The 24,926-nt window shown below is 37.8% G+C and carries 23 protein-coding genes; 18 read left to right on the forward strand and 5 right to left on the reverse strand.

Annotated elements, in window-relative coordinates; translation table 11 throughout:
• Positions 1-87: 87 nt before the first annotated feature.
• A complete protein-coding gene (locus JFU56_RS12220; protein ID WP_198437573.1) occupies positions 88-1,044 on the reverse strand; it encodes a hypothetical protein in 957 nt (318 codons plus the stop codon).
• 532 nt (positions 1,045-1,576) lie between these two features.
• On the opposite strand from JFU56_RS12220, the gene JFU56_RS12225 reads away from it, so the two are divergent.
• The 5 genes from JFU56_RS12225 to JFU56_RS12245 all read left to right on the forward strand — a co-directional run bounded on the left by JFU56_RS12225 (position 1,577) and on the right by JFU56_RS12245 (position 6,064).
• Positions 1,577-1,765 (forward strand): hypothetical protein, encoded by a 189-nt coding sequence (locus JFU56_RS12225; protein WP_198437574.1) that lies wholly within the window; start codon positions 1,577-1,579, stop codon positions 1,763-1,765.
• A 234-nt stretch (positions 1,766-1,999) separates the two neighbouring features.
• Complete coding sequence (locus JFU56_RS12230) at positions 2,000-3,442, forward strand: hypothetical protein (protein WP_198437575.1); 1,443 nt, start codon at positions 2,000-2,002, stop codon at positions 3,440-3,442.
• Positions 3,443-3,518: 76 nt separating this feature from the next.
• Entirely contained in the window at positions 3,519-3,854 is a 336-nt protein-coding gene (locus tag JFU56_RS12235; protein ID WP_198437576.1) for a hypothetical protein, read from the forward strand.
• Between the two features lie 246 nt (positions 3,855-4,100).
• Positions 4,101-4,409, forward strand: a complete 309-nt coding sequence (locus tag JFU56_RS12240; protein WP_198437577.1) for a hypothetical protein — start codon at positions 4,101-4,103, stop codon at positions 4,407-4,409.
• A gap of 362 nt (positions 4,410-4,771) precedes the next feature.
• Positions 4,772-6,064: a conjugal transfer nickase/helicase domain-containing protein gene (locus JFU56_RS12245; protein WP_198437578.1), complete on the forward strand. Its 1,293-nt coding sequence runs from the start codon at positions 4,772-4,774 to the stop codon at positions 6,062-6,064.
• A 74-nt stretch (positions 6,065-6,138) separates the two neighbouring features.
• Here JFU56_RS12245 and JFU56_RS12250 read toward each other — a convergent pair whose 3' ends face one another.
• The 3 genes from JFU56_RS12250 to JFU56_RS12260 all read right to left on the reverse strand — a co-directional run bounded on the left by JFU56_RS12250 (position 6,139) and on the right by JFU56_RS12260 (position 7,708).
• Positions 6,139-7,038, reverse strand: coding sequence for a thioredoxin domain-containing protein (locus JFU56_RS12250; protein WP_198437579.1), 900 nt, complete (start codon positions 7,036-7,038; stop codon positions 6,139-6,141).
• Positions 7,039-7,057: 19 nt separating this feature from the next.
• The gene (locus JFU56_RS12255) at positions 7,058-7,249 is read right to left on the reverse strand and encodes a hypothetical protein (RefSeq protein ID WP_198437580.1); all 192 of its coding nucleotides are present in this window, start codon (positions 7,247-7,249) and stop codon (positions 7,058-7,060) included.
• Positions 7,250-7,327: 78 nt separating this feature from the next.
• Positions 7,328-7,708, reverse strand: a complete 381-nt coding sequence (locus JFU56_RS12260) for a hypothetical protein (protein ID WP_198437581.1) — start codon at positions 7,706-7,708, stop codon at positions 7,328-7,330.
• A 96-nt stretch (positions 7,709-7,804) separates the two neighbouring features.
• Here JFU56_RS12260 and JFU56_RS12265 point away from each other — a divergent pair, with 96 nt between their 5' ends.
• From JFU56_RS12265 to JFU56_RS12285, 5 genes are all read left to right on the forward strand, one after another.
• Entirely contained in the window at positions 7,805-8,755 is a 951-nt protein-coding gene (locus JFU56_RS12265; RefSeq protein WP_198437582.1) for a tyrosine-type recombinase/integrase, read from the forward strand.
• Positions 8,756-9,051: 296 nt separating this feature from the next.
• Positions 9,052-10,482 (forward strand): DNA cytosine methyltransferase, encoded by a 1,431-nt coding sequence (locus JFU56_RS12270; protein WP_198437583.1) that lies wholly within the window; start codon positions 9,052-9,054, stop codon positions 10,480-10,482.
• A 153-nt stretch (positions 10,483-10,635) separates the two neighbouring features.
• A complete protein-coding gene (locus tag JFU56_RS12275) occupies positions 10,636-12,306 on the forward strand; it encodes a DUF6884 domain-containing protein (RefSeq protein WP_198437584.1) in 1,671 nt (556 codons plus the stop codon).
• Between the two features lie 397 nt (positions 12,307-12,703).
• Complete coding sequence (locus tag JFU56_RS12280) at positions 12,704-13,225, forward strand: Hsp20 family protein (protein WP_198437585.1); 522 nt, start codon at positions 12,704-12,706, stop codon at positions 13,223-13,225.
• Between the two features lie 344 nt (positions 13,226-13,569).
• The gene (locus tag JFU56_RS12285) at positions 13,570-14,184 is read left to right on the forward strand and encodes a hypothetical protein (protein ID WP_198437586.1); all 615 of its coding nucleotides are present in this window, start codon (positions 13,570-13,572) and stop codon (positions 14,182-14,184) included.
• A gap of 181 nt (positions 14,185-14,365) precedes the next feature.
• On the opposite strand, the gene JFU56_RS12290 is transcribed toward JFU56_RS12285, so the two are convergent.
• Positions 14,366-14,869, reverse strand: coding sequence for a hypothetical protein (locus JFU56_RS12290; protein WP_198437587.1), 504 nt, complete (start codon positions 14,867-14,869; stop codon positions 14,366-14,368).
• A 367-nt stretch (positions 14,870-15,236) separates the two neighbouring features.
• Here JFU56_RS12290 and JFU56_RS12295 point away from each other — a divergent pair, with 367 nt between their 5' ends.
• The 8 genes from JFU56_RS12295 (at position 15,237) to JFU56_RS12330 (ending at position 24,649) form a co-directional block, all read left to right on the forward strand.
• Positions 15,237-17,135 carry a 3'-5' exonuclease gene (locus JFU56_RS12295; RefSeq protein ID WP_198437588.1) on the forward strand — a complete coding sequence of 633 codons (1,899 nt, stop codon included), beginning with the start codon at positions 15,237-15,239 and terminating at the stop codon, positions 17,133-17,135.
• 52 nt (positions 17,136-17,187) lie between these two features.
• Entirely contained in the window at positions 17,188-17,994 is an 807-nt protein-coding gene (locus tag JFU56_RS12300; RefSeq protein ID WP_198437589.1) for a hypothetical protein, read from the forward strand.
• Positions 17,991-19,142, forward strand: coding sequence for a hypothetical protein (locus JFU56_RS12305; RefSeq protein ID WP_198437590.1), 1,152 nt, complete (start codon positions 17,991-17,993; stop codon positions 19,140-19,142). Before JFU56_RS12300 ends, JFU56_RS12305 begins: the two co-directional genes overlap by 4 nt.
• 657 nt (positions 19,143-19,799) lie before the next feature.
• Complete coding sequence (locus JFU56_RS12310) at positions 19,800-21,407, forward strand: class I SAM-dependent methyltransferase (protein ID WP_198437591.1); 1,608 nt, start codon at positions 19,800-19,802, stop codon at positions 21,405-21,407.
• A gap of 177 nt (positions 21,408-21,584) precedes the next feature.
• Positions 21,585-22,262 (forward strand): zinc-finger-containing protein, encoded by a 678-nt coding sequence (locus JFU56_RS12315; protein ID WP_198437592.1) that lies wholly within the window; start codon positions 21,585-21,587, stop codon positions 22,260-22,262.
• 95 nt (positions 22,263-22,357) lie between these two features.
• A complete protein-coding gene (locus tag JFU56_RS12320) occupies positions 22,358-23,752 on the forward strand; it encodes a DNA cytosine methyltransferase (protein WP_198437593.1) in 1,395 nt (464 codons plus the stop codon).
• Between the two features lie 59 nt (positions 23,753-23,811).
• A complete protein-coding gene (locus JFU56_RS12325; protein WP_198437594.1) occupies positions 23,812-24,060 on the forward strand; it encodes a hypothetical protein in 249 nt (82 codons plus the stop codon).
• Positions 24,061-24,454: 394 nt separating this feature from the next.
• Complete coding sequence (locus JFU56_RS12330) at positions 24,455-24,649, forward strand: hypothetical protein (RefSeq protein WP_198437595.1); 195 nt, start codon at positions 24,455-24,457, stop codon at positions 24,647-24,649.
• The last annotated feature ends 277 nt before the right edge of the window (positions 24,650-24,926 follow it).

Below are 24,926 nucleotides of genomic sequence, written 5' to 3' on the forward strand. Positions count from 1 at the left end.
ATATAGATTGGCTTTAATGAAAGGGGGAACGACTGAATATTGAAATTAATGACTTATTTTTGATTAAACAGTTAAATCAACAACTAACTAATGCTGATTAATGTGGTTGATCAGTTTATCACTGTACACAACTTCAATGTATTTATCATCAAACCTTAATTCATTAAACAAAGTGAATCTGTGTACAATGGTAGGAGAATTGACTTCTGCTTTGAAGAATATCATCTTATTGCAAATATCATTTATCTTATTGTCCGTAAGGTTGTAGTCGGCCCTATCAAACCTAAGCGTTTTAATTGCCAATATATCCGATGCTAATACGATCTCGTCAGAATCAAATTTAGGTCCAAACAATTTCAATTTTGGCGAGATGAAATTAGAGGTTGTGGTGTAAACTCCGTGTTTATTAGTGAACGGAATATTTCGGCCCTTTGCTGCATCCCTGTTCTTACTCTCCATGCCACCAAGAGCAAATAGGTAACTGTAATTCATATCTAAAAGTGGCAATAAATGACATCTACTGGCTTCTTTAGGTGACAATTCAACACCCTCTAATTGTAAGGGCATCTTGTCGATAAACGATTTAACTATTTGCTCGCGTTCATCTTCAGTTGTTTCATAAAGGTCTTCGATTAACTCGTCATCAAAAATAGCGTCATGCATAGAATTGACGCTTTCATCAATTCCAGCTTGTAAGAATGCTTTTTGCTCTAGTTTACTAAGATTAATCACAATGTCGCGACATAGTTTTACACTCAGGCCTTCAATTTTAGCTGTGAAAACTGCAATGATTGAGTCTGTCACATCTTTATTATAAATAATGAGAAAGTCGTTTTCATCTGCTTGATTTCTGAATTTTGCCGAGTCAGTTAATTCAGAGTGACTTTTATAGCCTATACCGATTGACAGGTAATCATTTCGTTTGAAGGAAGATAATTTCTTTTGTGATAGCGCATCAGCAATAGCTTTAGCCAGTTGATCTGACTTTTCTTTAAATGCGTTTAGTTGCGACGGATAGACCGCTAGAGGAAATGAAGATTTCATAACTATACCTTTTGGTTATATATACTAACTACGTGCCCCACCGCGTCAGCTTACCCAAAGATATTTGTGGATTAGCTTTGTATCGTCTTGGCAATCTTAGAGACTGAGGCATGCCCTGGCGACGAATAAACCAGTTCATCCATGGTATCTTATTCCCCCTAGAAATCAACAGCACATACCCATACAAAAAAATTGCTTTTTGGCCCCTTTCAAGCTAACTTAATTGATACCAGTCAGGCTTAGCTGGTGTCACGCCTCACTTTCAAGATCATTCTACAGTTACTCGTGCTATTTCATTATCTTTTGAAATCGCTATTTAATTCCAAATCTAATTACTAGAAACAACTTTGGGTTGTGCTTTTTTGCGTCTGCAATTTAAGTTAAGCACAGCGAAAAATTGTTTTGTGTGATTTTTTAAATCATCAAACGTTGGAACAGGCATTGCTTCCAACAGGTCCCCAGACTGCCTAACTTTCAAACCGCCCAATTAAGGGCTCGCCTTATTGGCACAAACCATCCAAAGGATAATTTAATGACCTCATTAACAACGATCGCGACTAACAAGATCAAAGCACTACAAAAAGCCTTAGCACGAGTTGAATTGTGTAAAGAGCAATTACAAGAAGCTGCACTATTGAAATCTCGTGGTTACATGACTAGCACTTTCAATGCAGAAGTTGCTCTATCAAAAGCAAATTGGCAACTACGCCAGTGTTTATAATCAAAACTGAATCAGAGGGCTTACGCCCTTTTATTCTTTCCATCTAACAAAGTCCCATGTCCTAAATAAAGCCTAATTACTAGACACCGCAATGAGGTTTCAGCATCGTTAAACCACATTGCAGTTTCGTGTAACTTATGTTGCTCAAACGTCGGATATTGGCTAACCACTGACACATGCTTTCTGCATGGCCACCTACCAACACTGCCTTTAGGCAACATCCAAGGACTTTTTATGTCTCATTCAATAACACTACAAGAAAGACAAGCAATTGTTGACGAGTTCGTGACCGGAGAGTATGTATTACCTACCGTACCAGGGAAAAAAGTATTTTACATCATTCCGCTTAGCGGGGGGATCGACTCAATGACAGTCGGGCATGTCCTTACGGCAAGATACCCTGACAATAAATTTATATGCATCAACGCTGATACAGGATTTGAAGCAGACGGCACAGAGGAAGCTCTTGAGCTTTTTGAATCAATTACTGGAAAAAATATTGTTAGGATCAAGCCCAAGGATGACCTTCTTACCATGATTGAAAAGTCTGGAAACTTCCTTCCTAGCCAGAGGGCTCGTAGCTGTACTGGTTATACCAAAACTATTCCAATTAAAAAGTTATATCAACAACTCAGAGAAATGCACGGTGAAGATGCGGTGTTTATTCAATTTGTTGGCTTACGTTTTGACGAACCTACTCGCGAGGGTATTACGTGGAAAGAGGATTATATAGCTTCTGCATATCCACTTCAGGCGCTTGGATTAACAAAGAGTTGCGTTAATAAAATCGTAGAGCGAATCCAAGGGATCCCGCGTTATTACCAAGAAAAATCGCGCTCTGGCTGCAAAATGTGTATTTTTTCGAGACGTTCGGAAATAATAGATGCTTGGAAGCAATCACCAGCGGATTTAACCCGTGCGGCTAATATGGAAGAAATACCTACTAATACGTTGCGTGTATACAACGAAATGCCAAAAACTGTATCTGAGATTACTGGGACTGCTAGAAATTGGCTTTCTTACTATCGTCCGTCTCGACTAAATAATCCAACAACTGGATATGAAGGAGAACGGGGTAAAAATCGACTCAACGATAGTATCGGTGATTTATTCGGAGCTAGCGATGCAAAGAAACTTTACGTTGCTGTCGAATATCATTATCACGGTGGTTACGGTGGTTTCTTTCAGCCCCAAGTTTACTTTGAGAAAATGATTACTTATTCAACATCGCTTGGTGGAATAAAGACAGCTCTTAAACATTGGTGGCTACACCGTCTTCACACTAAAGAACTTTACAATAGTGATGAAAAGGAAATGACCGGTACTCGTCAAGTGCAAATACTTGAACTTGAAGTAGATGATTTTGACGAAGAGATACCGCCTAAGCCTACTGGTGTGTTTACCTGGCAGAACGATCGAACTCCACTTTTCGCAATTAAGAAGGCAGTGGCCGTAATTGAACGGATACTACTAACTGAAGGGCTTAAACAAGATCTTAAAAGTGCTAACAAGCAAATTAAACAGATCGCGAATGAATTAATACCGATGATTGAAAACGCTAAATGTTACGGAAGAATTTTAAGTAGCATGGAGTATTGCAAACCAGCATTATCAGATCTCGTTGATGACCTTGTTATCACCGAAGCGCCTGTAGCCTGTATGTCTTGCTCAAGATAATTTCACTACCAACAACACGCCCAATTTAATTGGGCGTTGCCAATTTGGCTCAAACCATCCCATAAAGGATAAATAAATGACAGATCAAGCTATTATCGATTGTTTAATTTTAAATCATGTCTTTTTTCAAGCGTCTCCGAGAGGTGACCATGGTACTTATGACATGCTGGTGAATGCAATGGATAAAGAACGAAAACAACAGTACTTCAAATCGACAGTACTACCGTTATTAAAAGTGTTGAAGGTACCACTAATTGAATCTCTACTTAGCGGAACTAAAAACGAGGCTCAAGGTGATGTTTACAGTAACCAATGGTTTATTGCCAATATCACAAGTGATCTTGTTAACGACGCAGAGAATGCTATTAACGTTATAGATCGAGTTACCCAAGATAAGTTATTAAAAGCATAAATTTTTTTATCAGAATAGTGAACGTCACAATTATATTGTGGCGCTCTATTCCGTGACGTCGTCACACTCGTGTAAAATCTTGTCTATGCCACCAGCATAGGCTTACTTACTCAATCCGCCTACTTTGGCTACATAAAGGACTTTCATGTCTCAAAATATATTTTTACAAATCACCAGGGTGCAATTAAATTTGCTTTCAATAACGCAATCGGTTTTGAATCGCTAAAGGCGTTCAGAGAAGAAGCAATGAAAACAAAATTGAATGTAGTTCAGTTACAATTTGATAATGAGAGTGTTCACTTTACTGATGACACAGCTAAATTGAAAATTGCTGAATACCTTTGGGATACTTTTAAAAATATCACTTTGGATGAAGACGGAGTTGATGGTTCCATTCTCCAACCATTTTTACATTTTACACCACATACTGATGTTTACGATATTTGGCACTGGTTTGAAGCTGAATTTGAACTAAGCGTTCCTAAAGACTTAATGAAAGTTTTACAAGAGATGAGCGCACATAAGTGTGTGCTCATCTCTACCTCAGCTACTTAGCTGTTTCTAAATCATTCTTATACCCGCTAGTCCATATTGTCATACCGCCTTCCCCCCCATTTTATTGCCCTTTCAAAATAATCATGAATAATTCATTCCGCCAACAAGCAATGAATAAGTTTAAATATACATAACTCGGTTATATCCGCTTTCACTGCTCATCGAAACATTTATTAATGAATTAAGTCAGGAGCATCATATGAATTCAAAAATTCAGCCGATCTCCAAAAGAAGTCCTGATAAAGTTACAATTCTATTTAGAAAATACGAGGTCAAGTAGTGAATGCTTCAGTGATAATAACTGATTGTTGAAATTAGACTTACTTTGCCAATAATAAAAGAATATTAAATAGGACGAGTAAATGAATGTAGATATGGATATGGCACTGACGGTAGTTGCATGTATTGTTGCAGCAAATGTCATTAATCGGGTCGCGGTCAACCCGATACTCAATCGCTTTACTGGATCAGGAAGCGTGATGAGCAGACGACACGAAAATAGTTCCGGACTGTCATCAAAAACATCTCACGAAAAAAGAGCAGTCGTTCATCATGCAGCCAACGATGATACCTCCCTTTCTACTGCAGATAGGTCTGACATGATTAAACCACCAGCTCAACATGACGGCGATACTTTTACCGTATTTTTCGAGTGGGTAAAATCAGAACTTGAGTATGGCTCCATAGCGATTAATAAAGAATCAAGTTCAGTCCATATTATTGAAAAGCACCTCGCGCTTATGTCTCCACACATATTCCAACACTTCATAAAGTCTAACGTTGGCAATGAGTTTTTAAATAAACATATGCCAAATAAAAAATCAAACAGACAAAAAATAAAACAGGTAAAAAACGATATACTCAGTGCGCAAAGGCATTTGTGTTCGGTCTTTGGGAGTGATTTCGTTAAAGTAAATAATACTAATGTTGGCGCCAAGAAAAATAAAGTGTTGATGCTGGACAAGGCATTGACAGAATACTTACTCAACAACCTAGCATTGGAGGACTCAAGTCATGTTATTACTCGTCTACCTATAATCGACGACAAACAAGATACGATTATGAGCAGTCAATGTGAAACAGTCTCCGGTTACACTCTAAAGAGCATTCCAGAAAAAGATACAATTCTAAATGCCGAGTCGGCCACCCTATCACCCACCCAGGGCATTGCGGCCACAGAGTCAATTAAGAAACTCGGTGTCAATGAAAACGAAACATTCAACATATTCACAGGGTGGTTAAAGGTCCAAATAGAAAATGGCAGCATACCTATAAATGAATCAGTTAATTCTGCGCATGTAGTCGACCAAAATCTAGTCCTAATTTGGCCGCGGGAACTCACTAAATTTATTAATTCGATTCAAGGTTGTCATTTGTTGCAGTTGAAGGCAAAAGACTCCACCCGTAAAGGTCAGCGCAAGTATATAGAACGCGAATTGTTCAAGGCTGGAAAGCATATATGCTCAGTTACAAGTGATGATGTTTTAAAGTTTGGTGAAAATGGATGTGATAAAAGTAAAACAATTAATGGATTTATGTGTAATCCTGAATTGACCAGTTATTTACTCAGTGACAAAGTATACGTGAATTCTGATTACATAACTTTAAAGTCGATTATTGATAGTAGAAAGGAAGTTAAGATAGCCGCTATTTAAAGATGTGGTGACAATGGCACTGTGCTAAGTATTACAGTGCCACATATTGATTAATCGCATCAAACGTCATGAAATTACTTATCTAACATTCCCAATTTCGTCATTAGTTCTTCAGTGTTCATTACTCCCGACTCGAAAGAACCGTGGCCTGTTTTGTTATTAAGCAAGAATGACGTTGGTGTTTCCCTTACATCAAATTGAGCGGCTAAACTAACGTGCAGTTCAACGTCCTTTAACCGCGCTTCAGTATCACAGTTCTCATACCAATCTTCAGAGTATTGCATTGCATCATCACTAGCCGCTTTCAAGCTGCGAGATGCACCCAACGCCCCAAACATATCCGTCATTGAACTGAAATAAGCGTTAACACCTGATACTTCATTCACACATTCAGCAATGATTGCCTTTTGAATCGCTATATCTCCGTGAACCTTTTGGTTGGGTAAGTTAAGGTATGTAAAATTAACCTTGTCACCGAGTACCTTAACACTTTGTATTAATTCTGCATGATGTTGCTGGCAAAACTCACACTCAATATCAGTAAAAATAGCTACCGTATAGTCGGCATCAGGATTGCCAATCTTTGGTCTAGCTTCTATTACTTCTAATAACTGCGGCTGACTTGCAGTTTCAGAGTTGTTTTGTTGGGTAACTGTAATTGGCGTTACGACCATGTCCGGTACATCCGGTGATGTAGAAAGGCGCGTTGTTTTATTAATGGATACTTCTACCCTACTCGCTTGTGTGTCAATACTCGTATCATTTAATTGCTGAGACAAACTCGAAGCTGATTGCTGGGTTATCAAAGGGCTTAATAAATAAAGTGAAATGGTTACAAGGATTAGAGCGAAAACAGAAAGTGGATTAGCTATATGTTTACTGATAGTTCTTGTTGGGAAATATGAGATAACCGAAAGAACTAATGCAACCGTAGACAAGGTGATGGACACCGCCACTGCAACTTCATTGATCATGTTTTATATACCTTATAATTTAGATCTGAATGGCCAGAGGTTTTGCTGCATTACGAGTACCGGTCAGTCGCAATGCCGACAACATATCACTCCAATCTTTACGGCCATGTATTTTAGCTACTGCATTAAGAGCAATAGGCATGGATTCCTCATTTTTACTGGCATATTGCCTTGCTTGATTTTTTAGTTTTTTAATTTTATGAATATCCATTACTGCACCTCTGATATTAAGTGGTTAGATTATATCAACATCAAGAGAGCAATTGTGATTTGGCCGATTTTGGAGAATTTAGGATAGTTTCATTAGCGCTTCGCGGATTAAATAATCATCAGACTGACTCTTATGATTCGGCCTTTCCTTTAACCCGTTGAGTATTTTGATGGTTGGAGCTGCAAGGCGAACCGTTCTTGATATGTTTTTTTTCGCATGTCGATTTGTACGGTTCCAGTCGAGTAACTTTAAGTAGTACTCAGAATTCAATAACCCTTTTAACTGAAGTATGTAGTGACTTTCGTCTTCATTGATATTTCCGTTACAGAGATAGGAAATTTCTGATTTCGTTATCTTATCGTTGAACTGATGAGTTTTAGTTAAGACTTTACTATCAATTTTAATTCTAATCTGAATTTTCACTAATTCGATAAGCGAAGGGTTGAATTGACGCGGCATTAAAATTCCTATGAACAACTTGTTGGTGTAACCATCTTATTGTTATATTATATAATTAATAACGTTGTTACAACGATAAGGTAATGGGAACTAATAATGAGTAGCAATACAAAACAATTATCAGTGATTAATAATGGTATCGCTACAGTCGCAAACTTAACCATTAATCCCGCATCTGCCTATTTGCTAAGCCTTCGATCTAAATCAAGTCGAAAAAAAATGGGTTACAACCTGAATAATATTGCGAGATTAGTCGGCTATTCCGACATGAACGACTGCGACTGGGGAGCTATTAGACGTCAACACGTACAAGTTATTATTGATCTATTCATTGAAGCTGGTCGAGAGCCTAACACCATAAATACAAACCTTGCCGCAATAAAAGGTGTCGCTTATGAAGCTTGGTGTATGGAACTTATGGACACGACTGCCTATCAACACATAAAATCAATCAAAAGTGTGAAAGGTGAACGGCTACCGAAAGGTCGGTGCTTAGAAGCATTTGAAGTGAAAGCATTATTCGCAGTTTGTGACGAGGACGATAGCAGTAAAGGACTCAGAGATGGCGCAATATTCGGTGTTCTATTAGGTTGCGGCCTGCGTCGAGGAGAAATAGTGGCATTGACAATGGACAAGATCAATTGGCGAGATGGTGCTATTAGAGTTGTTGGTAAGGGTAATAAAGAAAGGTTAGCTTTCATGCCCGATGGAACTGCTAGAAGATTGGAAAAGTGGATAGAAGAAGTCCGTGGTGACAGTGAAGGTACAATAATAACCCGTATCCGTCGTCACGATGATGTGACCCTCGATTCTATTGGCGATCAAGCAATCTATACGATCTTGAAAACAAGGGCTATGCAAGCTGGGATCGAGGATGTCGCTCCGCACGATCTAAGACGCACATTCGCAAACAACCTGCTTGATAATAAGGTTGAAATAATGACAGTAAGTAAAATGTTAGGTCATGCAAGTGTCGTTACTACGCAGATTTATATCAGAATTAAAGATGAAAAAATGAAAATTGCCAGTCAAGGACTTGTAATCTAAATTAAACCTATTTAAGCTTGAAGCATAATCAAAGCATGCTTCAGGCTAAAAGCATTTAAAGCCTCACTTCTAATCTCATATTAACATCTAAATAATTACCTCTGTGACGTCGTCACGAACTCAATATATTTCAACCAACAGATATGTATATTTATTTGTAGTAACTAATGTTCCTGCAAATTGATTGTGCACATCTGTTTGTGTGATCTTTTATCACCAAATATCGTAACAGGCTATCCAGCGATAAGTGCAATTGCACTGCCTCACTTCCAACCTATCCTATTAAGGAATTCAAAATGACCACAGAGCACATGGTTCAAGTTAACGTACCTGGTAATCTAGGAAGCAAACGTCTTAAAGTTATTAACCCAACAGGTGAAGGCCGCAGAAAAATTCAAATCTCTACCAACCTACTGCCTCTTTTTGGTTTTGAAGCTAACACCAAAGTAACAGAACGAAGCCTTGGTTTAGGTAAAGGTTATGTTATTGAACCGGCAAAAAACTTTCCGTTTAAAAACGTTAAGAAAATTTATTCACGCACTTATAAGCGTCGACGTAACAACCCTTTTGAAACCGTTTCAGAAACCACGTCTAAAAAAGTCTTAGACGACTCAATTCCTTTATCAACGCTGATAGTTCATGTGACACTTATGCAAGACCGTATCATTGTGAAACCGATGATGAATAAAGCGTTTGAGCGTGTTTCACAAATTTTAAATGCAAAAGATCCACTGACTGTGTTCGCTGCCTGTACTTCAGGTATAGACGCTCACGCATCTGTGAAAGCTGGGTTTAAAATTACAAGTGTGCTTGAGTTTAGACCTCAAGAGAGCAGAGATAAACGAGATCTAACTGAAACTGGCGCTTTAACGGCGTTGGCCAATCTTGAGATCGATAACTTGTTTAATGAAGATATCGGTGAGGTGTCGACTGATTACCTTGCTTGGGCAACCAAAAACAATCCAGCTAGTGTCTTCACTTTGTCTCTGCAATGCGATGAATTTTCTGTGGCAAAATCAAAATCACTTAAAGAAAAATCGCTTACTGACTTAAGTTCGACTCTCGATATGGCATACGACGGTCTTAGACTAATCGAGAAGTTACAATTTCCGATTGTCTTGCTAGAACAAGTACCTGGCTTTAGTTCGTCACCAATAGGCCGCATGTGGGATCTTCGCTTGCGTCGTATGGGCTATCAAACACATGAAGCACTGATCGATGCAAGAGACCATGATGGTTGCACTTCTAGAAAACGATTCTTTCATTTAGCAACCAGTTTACCGGTTGAGTTTAACTGGCCTGAATCAAAAGAAAGAAGTGACAAAACTATCTTTGAAAGATTCATTGCACACCGCATGAATGAGTTCCGAGATATAACACACACGAGCAGTATGAAAAAAGGCATTGAAACAGGCCGCTTACGTATCATTAATAGTGAAAGTAAGTGGAGTCCATCGGTACTTAAGAGTCAAAGTCGTCAGGCAAAGGACAGTGTAGTAATTCAAAAAGACACTGGTGAAATACTTTTCCCTGATTTACCTCTGTTACAGACACTGATGGGAATACCTGAAGAGTTTAACTTTAACGCGGTTAATTCTGAGCAGTGCTCAGAGCAGATCGGCCAAGCCGTTGATTATCCGTTATATAATATGATCATGATGAAGATTAAAGATCACATTAATAACTTTTTAGCTGTTAGTAATTCAAAACCAGCTATGGCTTGCTAAACCCCGCCCCCTTTCATTGGGGGTTTTACTTTCAACACTTAATCCACACTCATATATTGCGATGTTATCTTTATGTCGCATATCACTACAAACCAACCAACATCGGTGCATTAGCACCAGTCTACTACCAACCCATCCAATCAAGGATTATTAATGACATATCAACTAGATTTGCTAATAGATAACGTCATATCTATTGACGCAAAAAACAAACCGGTATTAATTATTGGTTGCTCTGCAGCTAAAACCGGCGGTACTAAACCTGCTTTTGATTTATACGACGGCACGATGTATCAGCTGATACGATCAAATCTGCCCGACATACACAAACACTTCATCGTGCTTATTCTAAGCGCTAAACATGGCCTTATTGGGGCACATGATATGATAAATGACTATGACTTGAAGATGCCGAGTAGAAAAAAGGAATCTGAAATCTCTGTTTTTGCCGAGAAACACAAAAACACCATGAGAAAGATTACGGAACTGGCCAATGAAGACCGGTCAATATATACCGTATTAAGCAACGATTATTTATGTTGCTTTGATAAAATGGTAAGAATAGCCACACTTAAGAAATTCAAGTCGCACTACGTGTCACGCGGGCACTCAGGTATTGGCGTGCTACGAGGACGGCTAAATAAGATTCTTAGTACAGTGCGTGCACCTACACCGAAAACAGTGTTATACCGGTCTGGTCTTGCGAATGCTGATGAGTTTATCGGTTTAGCAAAAGCCCGTGCAAACCTTGGGTTTTCACTGGCTTATGTAAATCAACAGAAACAAAACCACTTACTCAAGATTGGTTTAGAATCATTGGCATCAGGCAAGGACCTATTTGTTGATAATGGAATTATAACCAAAATTGGCAAGGGTGAATTTGTTGATGTACCGAGTGTTCTTGATATGTATGTTTCAATTATCAATAGCCTACCGGAAGGTGCATCTAAGAAAATGGCTATTGTTATACCTGACAACCCCCTAGATTCAGCGGGATCTCTGGATATTGTTCGAGAAAACAAGGAGGTCATAACTTGGTTGTCACACCGTGCAGATGTGATATTACCCGTACATAAATTCGGTGTTGATATTGCAGAGCATGCATTGGCAATGATGGAAGCGTTAAATTTTCCAGATGTTCGATTAGGGATACCCTGTAAAAAGGCCCTAAAAACAGAAACCGAATCTATTGATATTCAATTAAGTTTGAGTGAAATTGAGGTGCTATATTCTCTAAAGAACGACAAGGGTCAACCACTGTTCAAAAAAGCGCATTTTTTTGCCTTAACCGAATACAGCCGCGGTAACCTGCTTAAACAAAGAGAGTTACTTAGTGCCATGTATGACGTAACAATTAGTGCTGATGGATGCAGGACAACCGCAATCATGGGTAACGAGTTAACGTCTGATCGCATTGGTTCTCGAACCATGAGGGCAATCCGTAAAGAAGTGGTACTTGATAGACTACAAAAAGATCCAAATTATTTATTTCATCTTGTTGAGAATGAGTACGACGCTCCATTGGTATATGAGCGAGTGCTTGACTTGATTAATACTGATGTACGTGAGTTTATAACAATATGGAACGAAGTAATGGATAATCACTGGTCTATAGCCATCGATGATAATGAAAGCGATGAAGAATTGACTTTATATTGTGAGGATCTGTTCATCAACTTCCCACGCATTGTAGAACAGGAAATGCTTGATCGTTTGAAAAAGTATTTTTGGTCTTTGTTCTCCAAGCCAGAGTTTGAACCGAGTAACCGTGATAAACGCATAGAAACGTTTGTTCGTCTGTTTTCAAATAAGACAGCTGCGTAAGTAAAAATGGTCCCCTCTTAGTGAGGGGCCATCTCCTTCACATAATATCGATAAATTAAAATGAATATCAATGGGAAATAATTGATTAACCGATAGAAATACTCTAATCTACTTAAATACGTGCAAAGGCTTGGCACGTTGTAAAGCCTCACTTCCAATAATAAATCTATCTTTAGTACCACTTCAAACAACTGTGACGTCGTCACACTCTTAATCATTGCACGATATTCAGCTATACATATTTCCCCTATCCCAGTCATCAAATGATTGTGTATACCTGTTTTTCGTGGTCTTTTCGATCACCTAACTGTCGTTACCGGCTAATCAATCGACAAATGCATTTTGCATAGCCTACTTTCAACTCGCCTTATTAAGGCAATTCAATGGAATATTAAACATGACTACAACACTTGATTATTCAATAACAAATCAATCTCAAAACCTATGCGATAACAATGATGAAATTGCAATTGTAGACAGCTACCCATTACATAACGTAGTTGAAATCAATAAAAATGAGCATTGTCTTATGATAAGCCTGCCTGGCTTTAATGAAGATGATCTCAAAATCACTACTCGCCTATCAGAACTTAACGAAATAGAAGTTGTTGTTAAGGGCACGCCACCTAAAACTATGTGCACCTCTAAAACTAGTGTTTTACACAAACAGTTCGATATCAAAAAGTTTGAGAAAGTTTACAAACTACTACCGTTCATGCAGGTCAGTTCTATCGAGATTACTAACGGCATACTGGGTATTTTCTTTAGTAAATTTGAACCGTTAGGCCTTGGGGCGCTGCAGTTTGATAGTAAAATAAAACAAAAAGCAAATAAGGTTGTACAAGTAGCTACAGTGTCAGCTACAAGTGCTGAAAAAATTGCAAAACCTGTGAAAACAAAGACTGCGACTAAAGGGTAAGCGCCAGTCCGTACAACAACCAAACCACCGATAACATTTTTCGGTGGTTTTTTTCCAAACTTAAGATTAAATCTAGGAATAAATACCAACGACATCACAAATCGGCAAAACCACACAACAATAAAATACTTTGGCATTATAACTCTGTTGTGTTTTATTTTGGCCACTAGCGTATTTAATGTTAGTGGTATTTTTTACACGCTTCATTGTCAATTCAAGGTATTGAAATTCGTTGTATAACGCCGCATGACGCATACACTATTCTTCATAATCAGCAATTACACCTTTCAGTGAAAAGGTTTGATATGATGAACGATTGCTCATCATTGATAAGGCCTCAGATTATGAATAAACATTTCACTAAAATGAACCCTCTCGATTTACAGAATATTCAGGCTCGTATATGTCGAGATACAATGTCACTATCCAACCTTGAGCTGACGGGTTTATTCATAAAACCACCTCCAGTTGAGGATGAAATATCAATGTTGATCGATAAGATATGTCAATTCAAATTTAGTCAAAAAGACGACTTTATTTCTTTTATATCACTTGTTTTTACTGAACCTTATCTCAGCAAGATTCACACATGGGGTAGAGCCGTAGCCTCGAGAAAAAAAGCTGAAATGAGTGGTGCAGATGTCACCAAGGCCACATTAACAGATATCGCCGATATCAAACTTGCATTAAAACAAAATGAAGGCGATTCAATGACCGTACCAGAGATTATTGAATTAGCTATTAAAAATCTAAAATCTGAAATCGTTACCGAGAGGCAAGTAGCAATAAAGAAATTACCCTACATAAAAGACAAGAATTTATTTAAGGCAACAAGCCTCTACCTTTGGCTGGTGTTTGAACAGCGCGTTCCTAAAGATAAAGCTAAAAAGATAAGTATGAACAAACACGGTGTTACGATTAATAAGTTCGAAAAGTTAATTGCAATCACTGAGAGCTAGGGTATTAACATTAAATGCCTGCAAGCAAACTAATTAAATATTTAGTTTGAATTAGGATGATCGACATAAATATTTCGAAGTCTGATGAATATATTTTACGTATACTTAAACTGAAATAACCAACCTAACCAATATTCCACATTTGGTTTTTCGCGAAACTATTAAACTAAAGTACATTAATTTAGTGTAACTTACGTCCTAATGTAACAGTCCTTTTCTCCCAGCTATAAAATGCCCTTTCCATGATACAGTTTATTATTTCATTGGCTTCTGATCTAAACTTTTGTATTTGCACCGCCAAAACACAATTTTGTTCTATAATAAAATTCCTATAAATTACACATGCAAATACTAAAACGTCGTCAAAGACAATCTTCTGAATAAAATCATCAACACAGTTACTAATCTCACTCACTGAACCAGCAATTACAACTGCACTATCTTCTAACTTTATCATTGGAAAGTAAAAAGATGCTGGTAATGATAAATTGAAGGTGGTTAATTTCCTTTTAATTAGATTGGCTTTAACTTCATTAACAATACTGCTTCCATTAATATCAGGCGCAACATCATCAATCTGCAAACAAAAAACATCTACTATTTCATTTAAATGAAACTGTAAATCTTGGATCATAACACTTAGAAGTACATCAGATACTTGGTCAACCATAGGTTTGTTAGTCACAATTACCCTGCTCTCTCATTTTAATATAAGAATTAGTTTTCTCTATTACAAATTAGTTCAATCTGACCATGATTATTAAATAAACTGACAACATAAAAACTAATGTGTAGCAACGTCTTAAGAATGACCGTCGCATTCTATTTAAGGCTTTATAATATAACATAAAATATGCATATCTATTTTAAATTAACATTAGATTAATCATAATCAACTGACATTTTTCAAATATCATCCCCTCCAAACAATTATGGGATCTGCGTCCCGTATTTATATTTTTAGAATCAGCGTAATCTACAGAATCAGCCAAAGCACACTTCAAAATTAATTATTGATATGATGAATCAAACAATACTTAAATGACGATGATATGGACACACCAGAACAAGCTTATTTTATAAGTAGCGACTTTGACCTACTATGTCTCGCTTTGCCTGGTGCAGGTAAAACCTACAGCACAATCAAACTATCGGGATCATTACTAAAAAAAGATTCAAGCTATAAGGTGTTGCTTATTACTTTCACAAAGTCAGCCGCCAACGAAATGAACGAACGACTTGAGGGTGAAGTTGACGCCCTTGATATTCTGACTGAGCGGGTTCGGGCAAGCACTTTTGATTCAATGCAAAACAAGCAAGCAAAACAACTTAGTCGCTTTAAAAAAAGAACGTTGGCTGGCGGCGAAATGGGGAATTTTATATTTAGATGCATAAACTCCTATTCTGAGGTGGTTGATTATGATGATGCAACGCGTTGTATTGATCAATTTGGTCACTATGTTGAACTGCCTACTTGTTCAATCAAGGGGTATAATTTTGACGCAGTGGCTTTTTATCAGCACTACTTATCAATGTTAGAGGTGAACAGGTTTACCGACTTTTCAATTATAAGTCGAAAAGTATGCCTAGCGATGGAACAAGGAAAGATAGATCTAGATGGTGTTACCCATTTGATCGTAGACGAATATCAAGATTCTTGTCCCGTTCAATACCGATGGATAAAAGCTTACCGCAACGCTGGTGTTAAAATAATTGTTGTCGGCGATGATGACCAAGCGATTTATGGATTCCGCACACAATCTGCCAATTTAGACGGCCTCTCTAATGAGGATGTATTTACTCTATTCAACAAGGATTTCAACCCAGCAGTTTGTATGCTATCACGGTGTTTTCGTTGCCGCCCTGAAATATTAAAATTAGCAGAACGTCTGATTAGCCATAATGTAAAACGTATCGACAAAGAGATGATCGCGGTAAAAGAACCTGGTGGGAAAGTTCTGTTTCGAGGATATAAAACCAAAGATGACGAACTTGATGCCATCGCTAGACATGTTTCAGAGTTTAATGACGGGTATGCAATTCTGTGTCGCACTCAGAGAGAGCTGAGCGACTTAGAGGTTCACCTTTCAGCTCATAATGTAGAATATGAAAGAATCGGTTCTAAGAGCCTCTGGGACAACCCTGCGGCCGATTACATGCTCAAGTTCTACTGGTCTACATTTAAACAGAAGGATTTTCGCTTTATTGGAGAGATACTTGGCCACTTCCAAGAAACCGAATCCGTAATTCAATTTATCATTACTAATTGCAGAAAAAAGACGTTATTTTCGGATGTTATAATTCCGGATTCACTTAACCCTTTAAACGTGACACTTAAGCTTCAATCATTATTTAAAGACTATCAGACAGATACTTTAACGTATCACGCAAGAAAGAAACGTATTCAAACAGTGTCAGACCTAGTAATACGAAATCGCCAGCTAAAGGAAACATCTCAAGAATTCAAAATCATCCATATCATTGGCGACATTTTAAATAAAATGAAATGTAAACGTGAATTCAGTTACCACGACAGAGTCGAAATATTAGGTAAAAACCTTGCACCAAAAAGCAACGCAAGTAACGATGATGATAATCAAATCGTTAAAATCATGACCATGCACTCTTCAAAAGGCCTTCAGTTTAATAGTGTCTGGTTGCCAAACTGTGTTGAGACAAGCATTCCAAGTAAACGGTCTATTGAGACTGATTATGTGAACGGGACAAATGACGCGGTTGAAGAAGAGCGTAGATTATTCTTTGTTGCAATCACAAGAGCTGTCCACAGAATACATATCTCATTTAACCATGATTTTTCTAAATCGGACAGTAATCCAGTTAGCCGTTTTGTGGGTGAAGCGGATAGTGCCGCTTACGATAAGGCTGTCAAAATGTTGCATGCTGAATATCAAATAGAACAATACGAAGATCTAGAGTACAGCAATTCTTAAAAAGCCGCTTCCTTAGGGGTCGGTAAACTTAACTAAATAAGGAAATATGATTATGTTTTCATTTCTAACGACAAAATTTGATTTATTTAATAAAAATAAAGTAGCCAGCCTTAAGATTGAACTTGAAGCACAGAAAAAACTGCTAGAAGAAAGTCAGAATAAGTTGATGCCACTAGAGCATTTTTTTGAAAATGTATATATTTATGCTGGTACTTATCCAAACTGGAAAGTACAGCAAGAACTTCGCGAAAGTAATTATTATTTAAAGCAACATGGCGCCGCATTTTACCATTTTAAAACTATCGATAAATACTTAACCAGACTTGTTGACGCTACACAAGAGTATGTTACATCTAACCGTGCTGATTTAAACGGTCCAGAGAGATTTTGGCAAGAAGGTCTTTCGGAAGCAAGAGGTGACGACATGCTGACTCCTACTTCAAACAAAAAATCGCCTCAACTAAAACAAAAAAATGAACCATTGATTGAACACCGTAAAGTGATGTACCCGCAAAAAGATGTTCATATAACAATGGCATTCAGTAATTTAATTGCTGACGTATTGAGAGTCCCGAACACAGCGAAATTTGATGCGGAACATTTACAAATTTATGTACATGAAGCAGGGGTCGCGTTGCACAATTTACCAGAGTGTATATTAGAGAAGCGATTAAGTAGTTATGAATTGATCAAGTTAAATTTATTAGACCCTACTGGTTCTGATACTAAATGGGGCGATTGGTCGACTCAGTTTGCACTCGCATTCGACTTAAAACTTCCTGACGTTCCGGTTAGTTATCAAGACGAGAAAAAACAGAAACAATTGCAAGCCACCGCTAACTTAGGGGCTGAAATATGAGCATTAACAAAGTTGCCAAAATGTTTTGCACACAAAATTTAAACCCATTTCAATCTTCAGGATCATACAATGTACATGCATATTTTGATGATGCTGATGAAGAGGCCGCTTACGTAAGTTCTCTGCAAAGTTTTTGCGAAAATGACAATATTAAATTGCACTGCCTCGATTTTAATTGCGGATCATATTTTAATGCCAAACACACTACTGATTGCACCGTTGATGAGTTGATTTATAAATACCTTGAACACAGCGATGAAGATTACTGTCACCATGGATTTGAACTATTATGTATCCTGCTTACTTACGGACTGGACCATAAAAAGGACATTATTAATCGTGAACTGCGTGAATTAATGCCATATACGATGAGCGCAGAGTCCGCTTTGCAATTAACTGAAATAATATCAAAATCTGTCAAACGGTGGGCAGAGAGTGATGACCGAGACCTTCAGTCTATGGCAAGTAACTACCTGCAGACGTCAGAGTTTATCGCTAACAAAAGTACTTCAGAACCGCGTTACGGCTTAATCAATGGGCTTTCACTTTTAATGGAAAGTATAACCAACAATATCAGAACTCGTACAACAACTATTTGGTTACTTAAACATGAAAAAGAGTGCGAGTACCATACACCTATGGTTACTGAATTATTGCAACTTTTCCGCAGAAAAAACCGCATGGCCGGAGTGTCTTTCATTACAATCGATACTGCAAAGATTGATAAGTGCACAGCCTTTAGATACAAATGCGGTGTCTTAACGGGTACCTTCAGTGGGCGCTGGACACCTTTCATCAATCGAGAAATAGATACAGTTTACAATGAGGCATATCAGGCCAACAAGTTTCGAATTCCTTTCGTTGACAAGGTTGATATTGAAGCTGATGAAGTAATTGGTCTTTGGGTTAACAATGTATTTATTCCATCATTGATGAGATCTAAAAACAAATGGCCATCCTTTAAAATGAACCGTGCAGATGATGTGCCGAAACCAATTAAATACGGTTTAACCATTAACGATTTGTTGGTGAACCCTACCTTCAAAGCAGCTGTGGAACGACGACTGTCGCTTGTACCTGATAATTTTGATTATAAAAAAATACTTCTGGAAATCATCTCAGAATACCAAAAAATTAAAGTAGATTAGACCAAGTTCAGAATATAATTAAGTGGGGTGCCATGGGTTATCAAGTGATTTTTGATTATCTAATATATTTCAAAAAAACAGAACTTCAAGCTCATCAATATATCGAGGTGAACATCCCCCACTTAGTCAGACCTGAAATCATGATAAGCGAAGGAAAAGAGTTATTAGAGCAAGGTAAACGAGCATCATGACTTGATATAAAAGGCCTCACCGCACAGCGTTATACCATAACAATGCAGCATGTTTATAAACAAGGTTCGATGAACAGCATTGCTACAATCGCCGTTCCGGTAAATTTATCTTTTGGTGATAGTTTAAGATGAGATACTGGCTGCTGCCGTTCATTTGCAATAACATAACTTATATCATATTATGGACTAGTGCACTCGAAAAGGCTCACGAGTGGTAAGCGCCTTCACTTTCAAAATCTCCCAATTCAATTTTCTAGAATAACTCAACAGTAGCGTGACGTCGTCACACTCCTGTAATTAGCTGCGCGATTAGACCCAAATTAGATATAAGTATTAATAAATATTTATTCCTAATTTGTTGCTATGCGACAACTTTGACAGCTCTATAACGTTAAATGCTGCAGCGATTCCCGCTCGTTAACTATCAAGCTTTCCATTTGGAAAACAATTCAATCAGGACTAATCCATGACTCCAACTATCAATACCGGTAGCGCTTTGACGTGCGCCACAACTTCAACCCCAATACACATCGATTTAATTCGAGATATGGTAACTGCACATGATCTGGATGTGAAATACATCAAAAAAGTGGCTGAGTTTAATGCTCTACCCGAACATAGAGGCGCACTTACCGGCATACTTCAAGAAAAGAATATACAACTCTTTAACGACATAGACTTATTCAAACCTGAAGCAGCCCTTCTTTCAGTGAGAAGAAGTTATTGGAAGAAATTATCAACTAAAAGTAAAATTGCAGACCTCATGGGTTCTGCTCAAAAGGAAGAGTTTGACGAGCAAATGCGTACTGGTGATGGTTTACCGGAATTTACGATTGACCACATCAACAGCTCCCTAAACGACCTTTACGGTCAAGGGCGTGATTTCTTCATTAACTCTGTAGATGAGGTATTTCAGAAACTGTCAAAGGACCATGTGACAAACTGTCCTGCTGGTTTTAGAAAGAAAATGATTATGGCGGGTGAACGTGAATGCTGGGGCACTATAAGCACTTCGATTATGAACCTTATCCATGATTTACGCCGTATTATTGCTCGGTTTAGTGGTCGTGGTTCTGAAGGCCTCAGTTATGAACAAACAAAATACGTGTTTTCTCACGCAGACAGTGACACGGGCACCTACGTAGATGTTGATAACGCGTTTCGGTTAAAAACATTTAAAAATGGTAATTGTCACGTAGAGATTAACGATGAAATTGCACATCAGCTCAATGAAATACTGGCCGAGAAATATCCAACAGCAATTCCTGCACCTAAAAGGAAGAGCCAATCTAGTCGCAAAAAGACCGCTAAAAAACAGGTGTTTATTGATAAGTTACTTAGTTTTAATGTCCTTCAATCTCTAACTGATATGGTTGAAGGCGAACGTTTTCACTCTTTATCGAAAATATCTTATGAACGGATTAAAGCTGTCTCCGGAAATAATAAATTTATGGCTGGTCAAATTGTTGATGTATTAACATTGCTTGGAGCAGTCAGAACAGAGCGTTTTTTCCAATTTGATGATTCACGCACTGGTGTCATTGCCGCCATGCTGAAAAGTGTCATTACTCATGGTTACGTACCTGATTACAAATCTCAGCAGTACTACCCATCGGGTGACACTGTTGCCAGGGCAGCTGTAGCTTATGCGAAAATTGATAACTCTGGTTTATCTTGTATTGAACCAAATACAGGGCTGGGGGGTATCTCTAAATATTTACCTTTTGATACTGTTAATGTTGAAATTAACCCGTTGTTTTGCGATTTTTTAACCGCTAAGGGTTTTCAGAATGTCATCTGTGATGATTTCTTAAAATACAGTGCTAATACTACTGCAAAATTCGACCGCGTGGTGATGAATCCTCCATTCACTGATAATGCATGGTTATTCCATGTTAAGGCCGCTTTAACGTTATTAAACAATGATGGTGTACTGGTCGCTGTTTTGCCTGTAAGTGCTAAACAAAAACTGATATTGAGTGAACAGTACAATGTTGAGTTTCTAGAAACGTTCGACAATGAATTTGCTAATACACAAGTTAGTGTAATTATAATACGAATCACAATCAAATAACCTGTACCTAACCACCTGAAAAGGTGCGTTAGGATACCATCGTAGCAGCAATAGTTAAGTAATTTCATTACAAGATAGCTTAACTATTTCTGGTATCTCGGTACCTCAAATAGCAAGTGTCAGATTGAAAACTTGCAAGGGGACTTTCCCTATCTAACTTCCAACAAAGGATTACCTATGCCAAAGCTTAGCACTGGTCAATTAGTCCGATTATCCAATTCAAGAACTAAAGTCATCAACACGTATATACGCACGCACAACCTGCATGGGTTACCACTTGAAGTGTATGTTGATAACCTTGGATGGATATCTGCTAATTATAACCAAACGTCTTTCGGTGCGTTTGAACTGCAAACTGTAAAACATCTTTTAACACAAGATGAACGCTTAACATCCCAACAAAAAGCTGAACTAAAGCGCAGTGCAGAGTTCATGCACTGGGTTGAACAAAACTTGAAAGTTAGCTTTCAGCCCATTCATTTTAATTGTAATTATTGCAACTCAAAGATGAAAATTAAAACGCTGTACAACAGAGATAGTTATTGCTGTTCAAACAGTATCTGTGATGCGAGGGTGGGGGTCCATAAAGTGGACTTCATGCCACTGGGTACACCAGCAAACACTTCACTGAGAATGCATCGTAAAACTTGCCATACGGAGTTTGATAAGATATGGAAAGAAAACTTATTGGACCGCGCTGCTGCATATCGCGCCGTCGGTTCAATAACTAACTGGACCAGAAATCAATGCCATATCGGTAAGCTTGAGAACAAGAAACAATGTGAATTGTTTATTGCTGCCGCCAAAATCATTTGGCAACGAGAAGTTTCTCACCCTCAATATTTAAATGCTTAACTCGCATCTAACCTATTAACAGTGCCTTATTGGCACTGTTAAAACCCTGTACTCGCATTTTTACGCGTAACTACAAACATCCAATAGGAATTATTATGAAACTATTAATAAACAAAGCTCTAAACCTGATGAAAAATGGGCAGAAACGGGTATGGCTTGAACACGGGAATCTGATCGATTTTTGTAAGCCTGGTACCGGTCTAAAGATTACTGATATTGATGCTGACACAATCAACGTCTTGTTCACTGACGAAGATACGCCGCGGAGCGTTTCAAAACGCAACGTTAGAGGGGTTGAAAAGCCACTTATTGAAATCTCTGAGGCTAATTCTGATGTTTTAAAATCATGGGCTGATAATGAGTCACTACGTATTGTAGTGACTACAAAAGGCATCAATATTTCTATAAACAAGAACTCCATTGAAGCTAAAGTTATAGCGCGTGAACGTCGATTTAATCATTCATTGGCTAACAGCAAGATAAGTATAGGAAGTGTATTTACTGGGTTTGGTGGTTTAGACTACTCGGCTCACGAAGGCTTTGAAAAGGCCGGTATAAAAACAAAGATACGATTCGCAATTGACAACTACGAGCCTTCTTTAATGAATATACAAAAAAATCTTAGTTTTTTGCTAGATGAGCGTTCCATGATCATTAACTCAGATATTGCTGAGTTAAATCTAGGTTCGGGTAATCTACCAACGGTTGACGGATTATACATAACACCACCATGTATTGATGCCAGCGTGGCCGGTAGAGCAAAGAAAAAGAACACTTTAGAAACTAGTAAAACTTGCAACTTAGCCTATTACTACAACCAGATCATCGAGCGTAGTGAAGCAGGGTTTATCGTTTTGGAAAATGTGATCGGTTATATGAAAACAGCAAGTTTTCAGTTGTTAACTTCACTACTTGAAGCGTGGCGATATCGTGTTCAAATACGTGTCATTGAATCCAATAAAGAGGGTTACAGCTTTGAGAATCGCAAAAGAATGTACTTAATTGCAACAAGCGAGGGAATTGCTCAAGACTTTTCTATAAATGACGTTATCAATGTTGGTGATACACCCCCTACATCATTGGGGGAGTTTATGGACACTGTGGATATTGACGACAAAGCCTGGAAAGATAAGCTTCATTTAATTGAAAAACAAGAACGTGACAAAGAAAAAGGGTCTAGCTTCTCTATGCAAATATTTGATAAAGATAGCAAAAGCATTTCATGCTTACGCGCACAAGTACAAAAATCAGGAAGTTCAGATCCACTTATCCAACATCCTATTACAAAAAAATTCAGAATACCTTCCGCGTTAGAACATATAAAAGCAAAGGGTTATCCTGAATGGTTTATCGATGGACTTGGTGAAGGCCAGGCACATTATGGGGGGGGCAACTCAATCATACCCAATATTCTCATTAGCTTGACCTATTTTTTAGGCATGTCTCTTAAGGGAAATTATCAACAAACAAAAATGGCAATTGCTGTTTAACTTTAAACGGCCTCACTACGGGGCTGTTTACTTTCAACGATTATCAAGTAGGACTTAATATGATAATTAAAATTCGTAACTTTGGTAACGACACGGATTGCGATATAAACGAACTACTTAATGAATTGAAAGATTATTCAGGGTTATCAGTTTCACTACAATACAAACGACCATCGGGTATGAATGCATTATTGTTCATTGATCCTATAATTGGGAAAGATGGTGACATCATAATCAAGGATGCATACACCGATGAAGTGTATACTATTCAAAATATCAAAGAGAATTTCGGAATAATGAAAACGTGATCTCAATATGATATTATGATGGCCATTACAATTAACCTTGTAATGGCCATCCATTTTATCATAAAATTAAATTTATTACGCACCAGGCTCAGTGCAACATATTCGCCTCACTTTCAAAATACTTCAACGTACTAATATACCGCGTGACGCCGTCACACTTTTTAGAACACACTAAAATTAGTATGATCTGTTGTCTTTAAATCTTAAGTACTGACAGACCATACCTATTTATTGTGTTGATTCACATCATCACATTAGTCGGACTCAAGCAATAACCGACAAGGTGTTTATCCACCGCTTACTTTCAACATTTATTCAACTTACTCCTTGGGGTGTCCTTTAAAGCAAGTTCCCGAACTTGTTTTAATGGCCATCCCTATCATTGGAGTTTGATATGTCTACTCTTATACCTAATTGCATTACATTTTCACGAAATACAAAAACAATCCGATTCCCAAGTGGTATCCAACATCAATTCCGTGGTGCTATTTTATCAACTGGAGCTGACAGTGAAGCAGAGCAACTTCTTCGTAAATGGGCTACTTACAAAGGCCTAATGACTGCTCAGGATAAAATCTTATTTTACTAAAGACCAAGTATGCCGGTTCTCCGGCAACTTTATGTCTATATCATATCTAAATTTTACATGATGATGTACGAACAATTGTGTGATGATGACTTATTTGTTTAAAGTACATAACAAACCTAAAGCAGAATATTTATTTATTGGTTTATACATAGAATTAGATATAATAATCAAAATAAAGTGACAACGGTGCTGAGAGTCACGTATTGCATCCACTTCCAAAATTAATTAATGAAAATATAAATAATCATTATGAGGGATTATCTATATTTTTATGTCA

Source organism: Moritella sp. F3 (assembly GCF_015082335.1).
Lineage (GTDB): Bacteria > Pseudomonadota > Gammaproteobacteria > Enterobacterales > Moritellaceae > Moritella.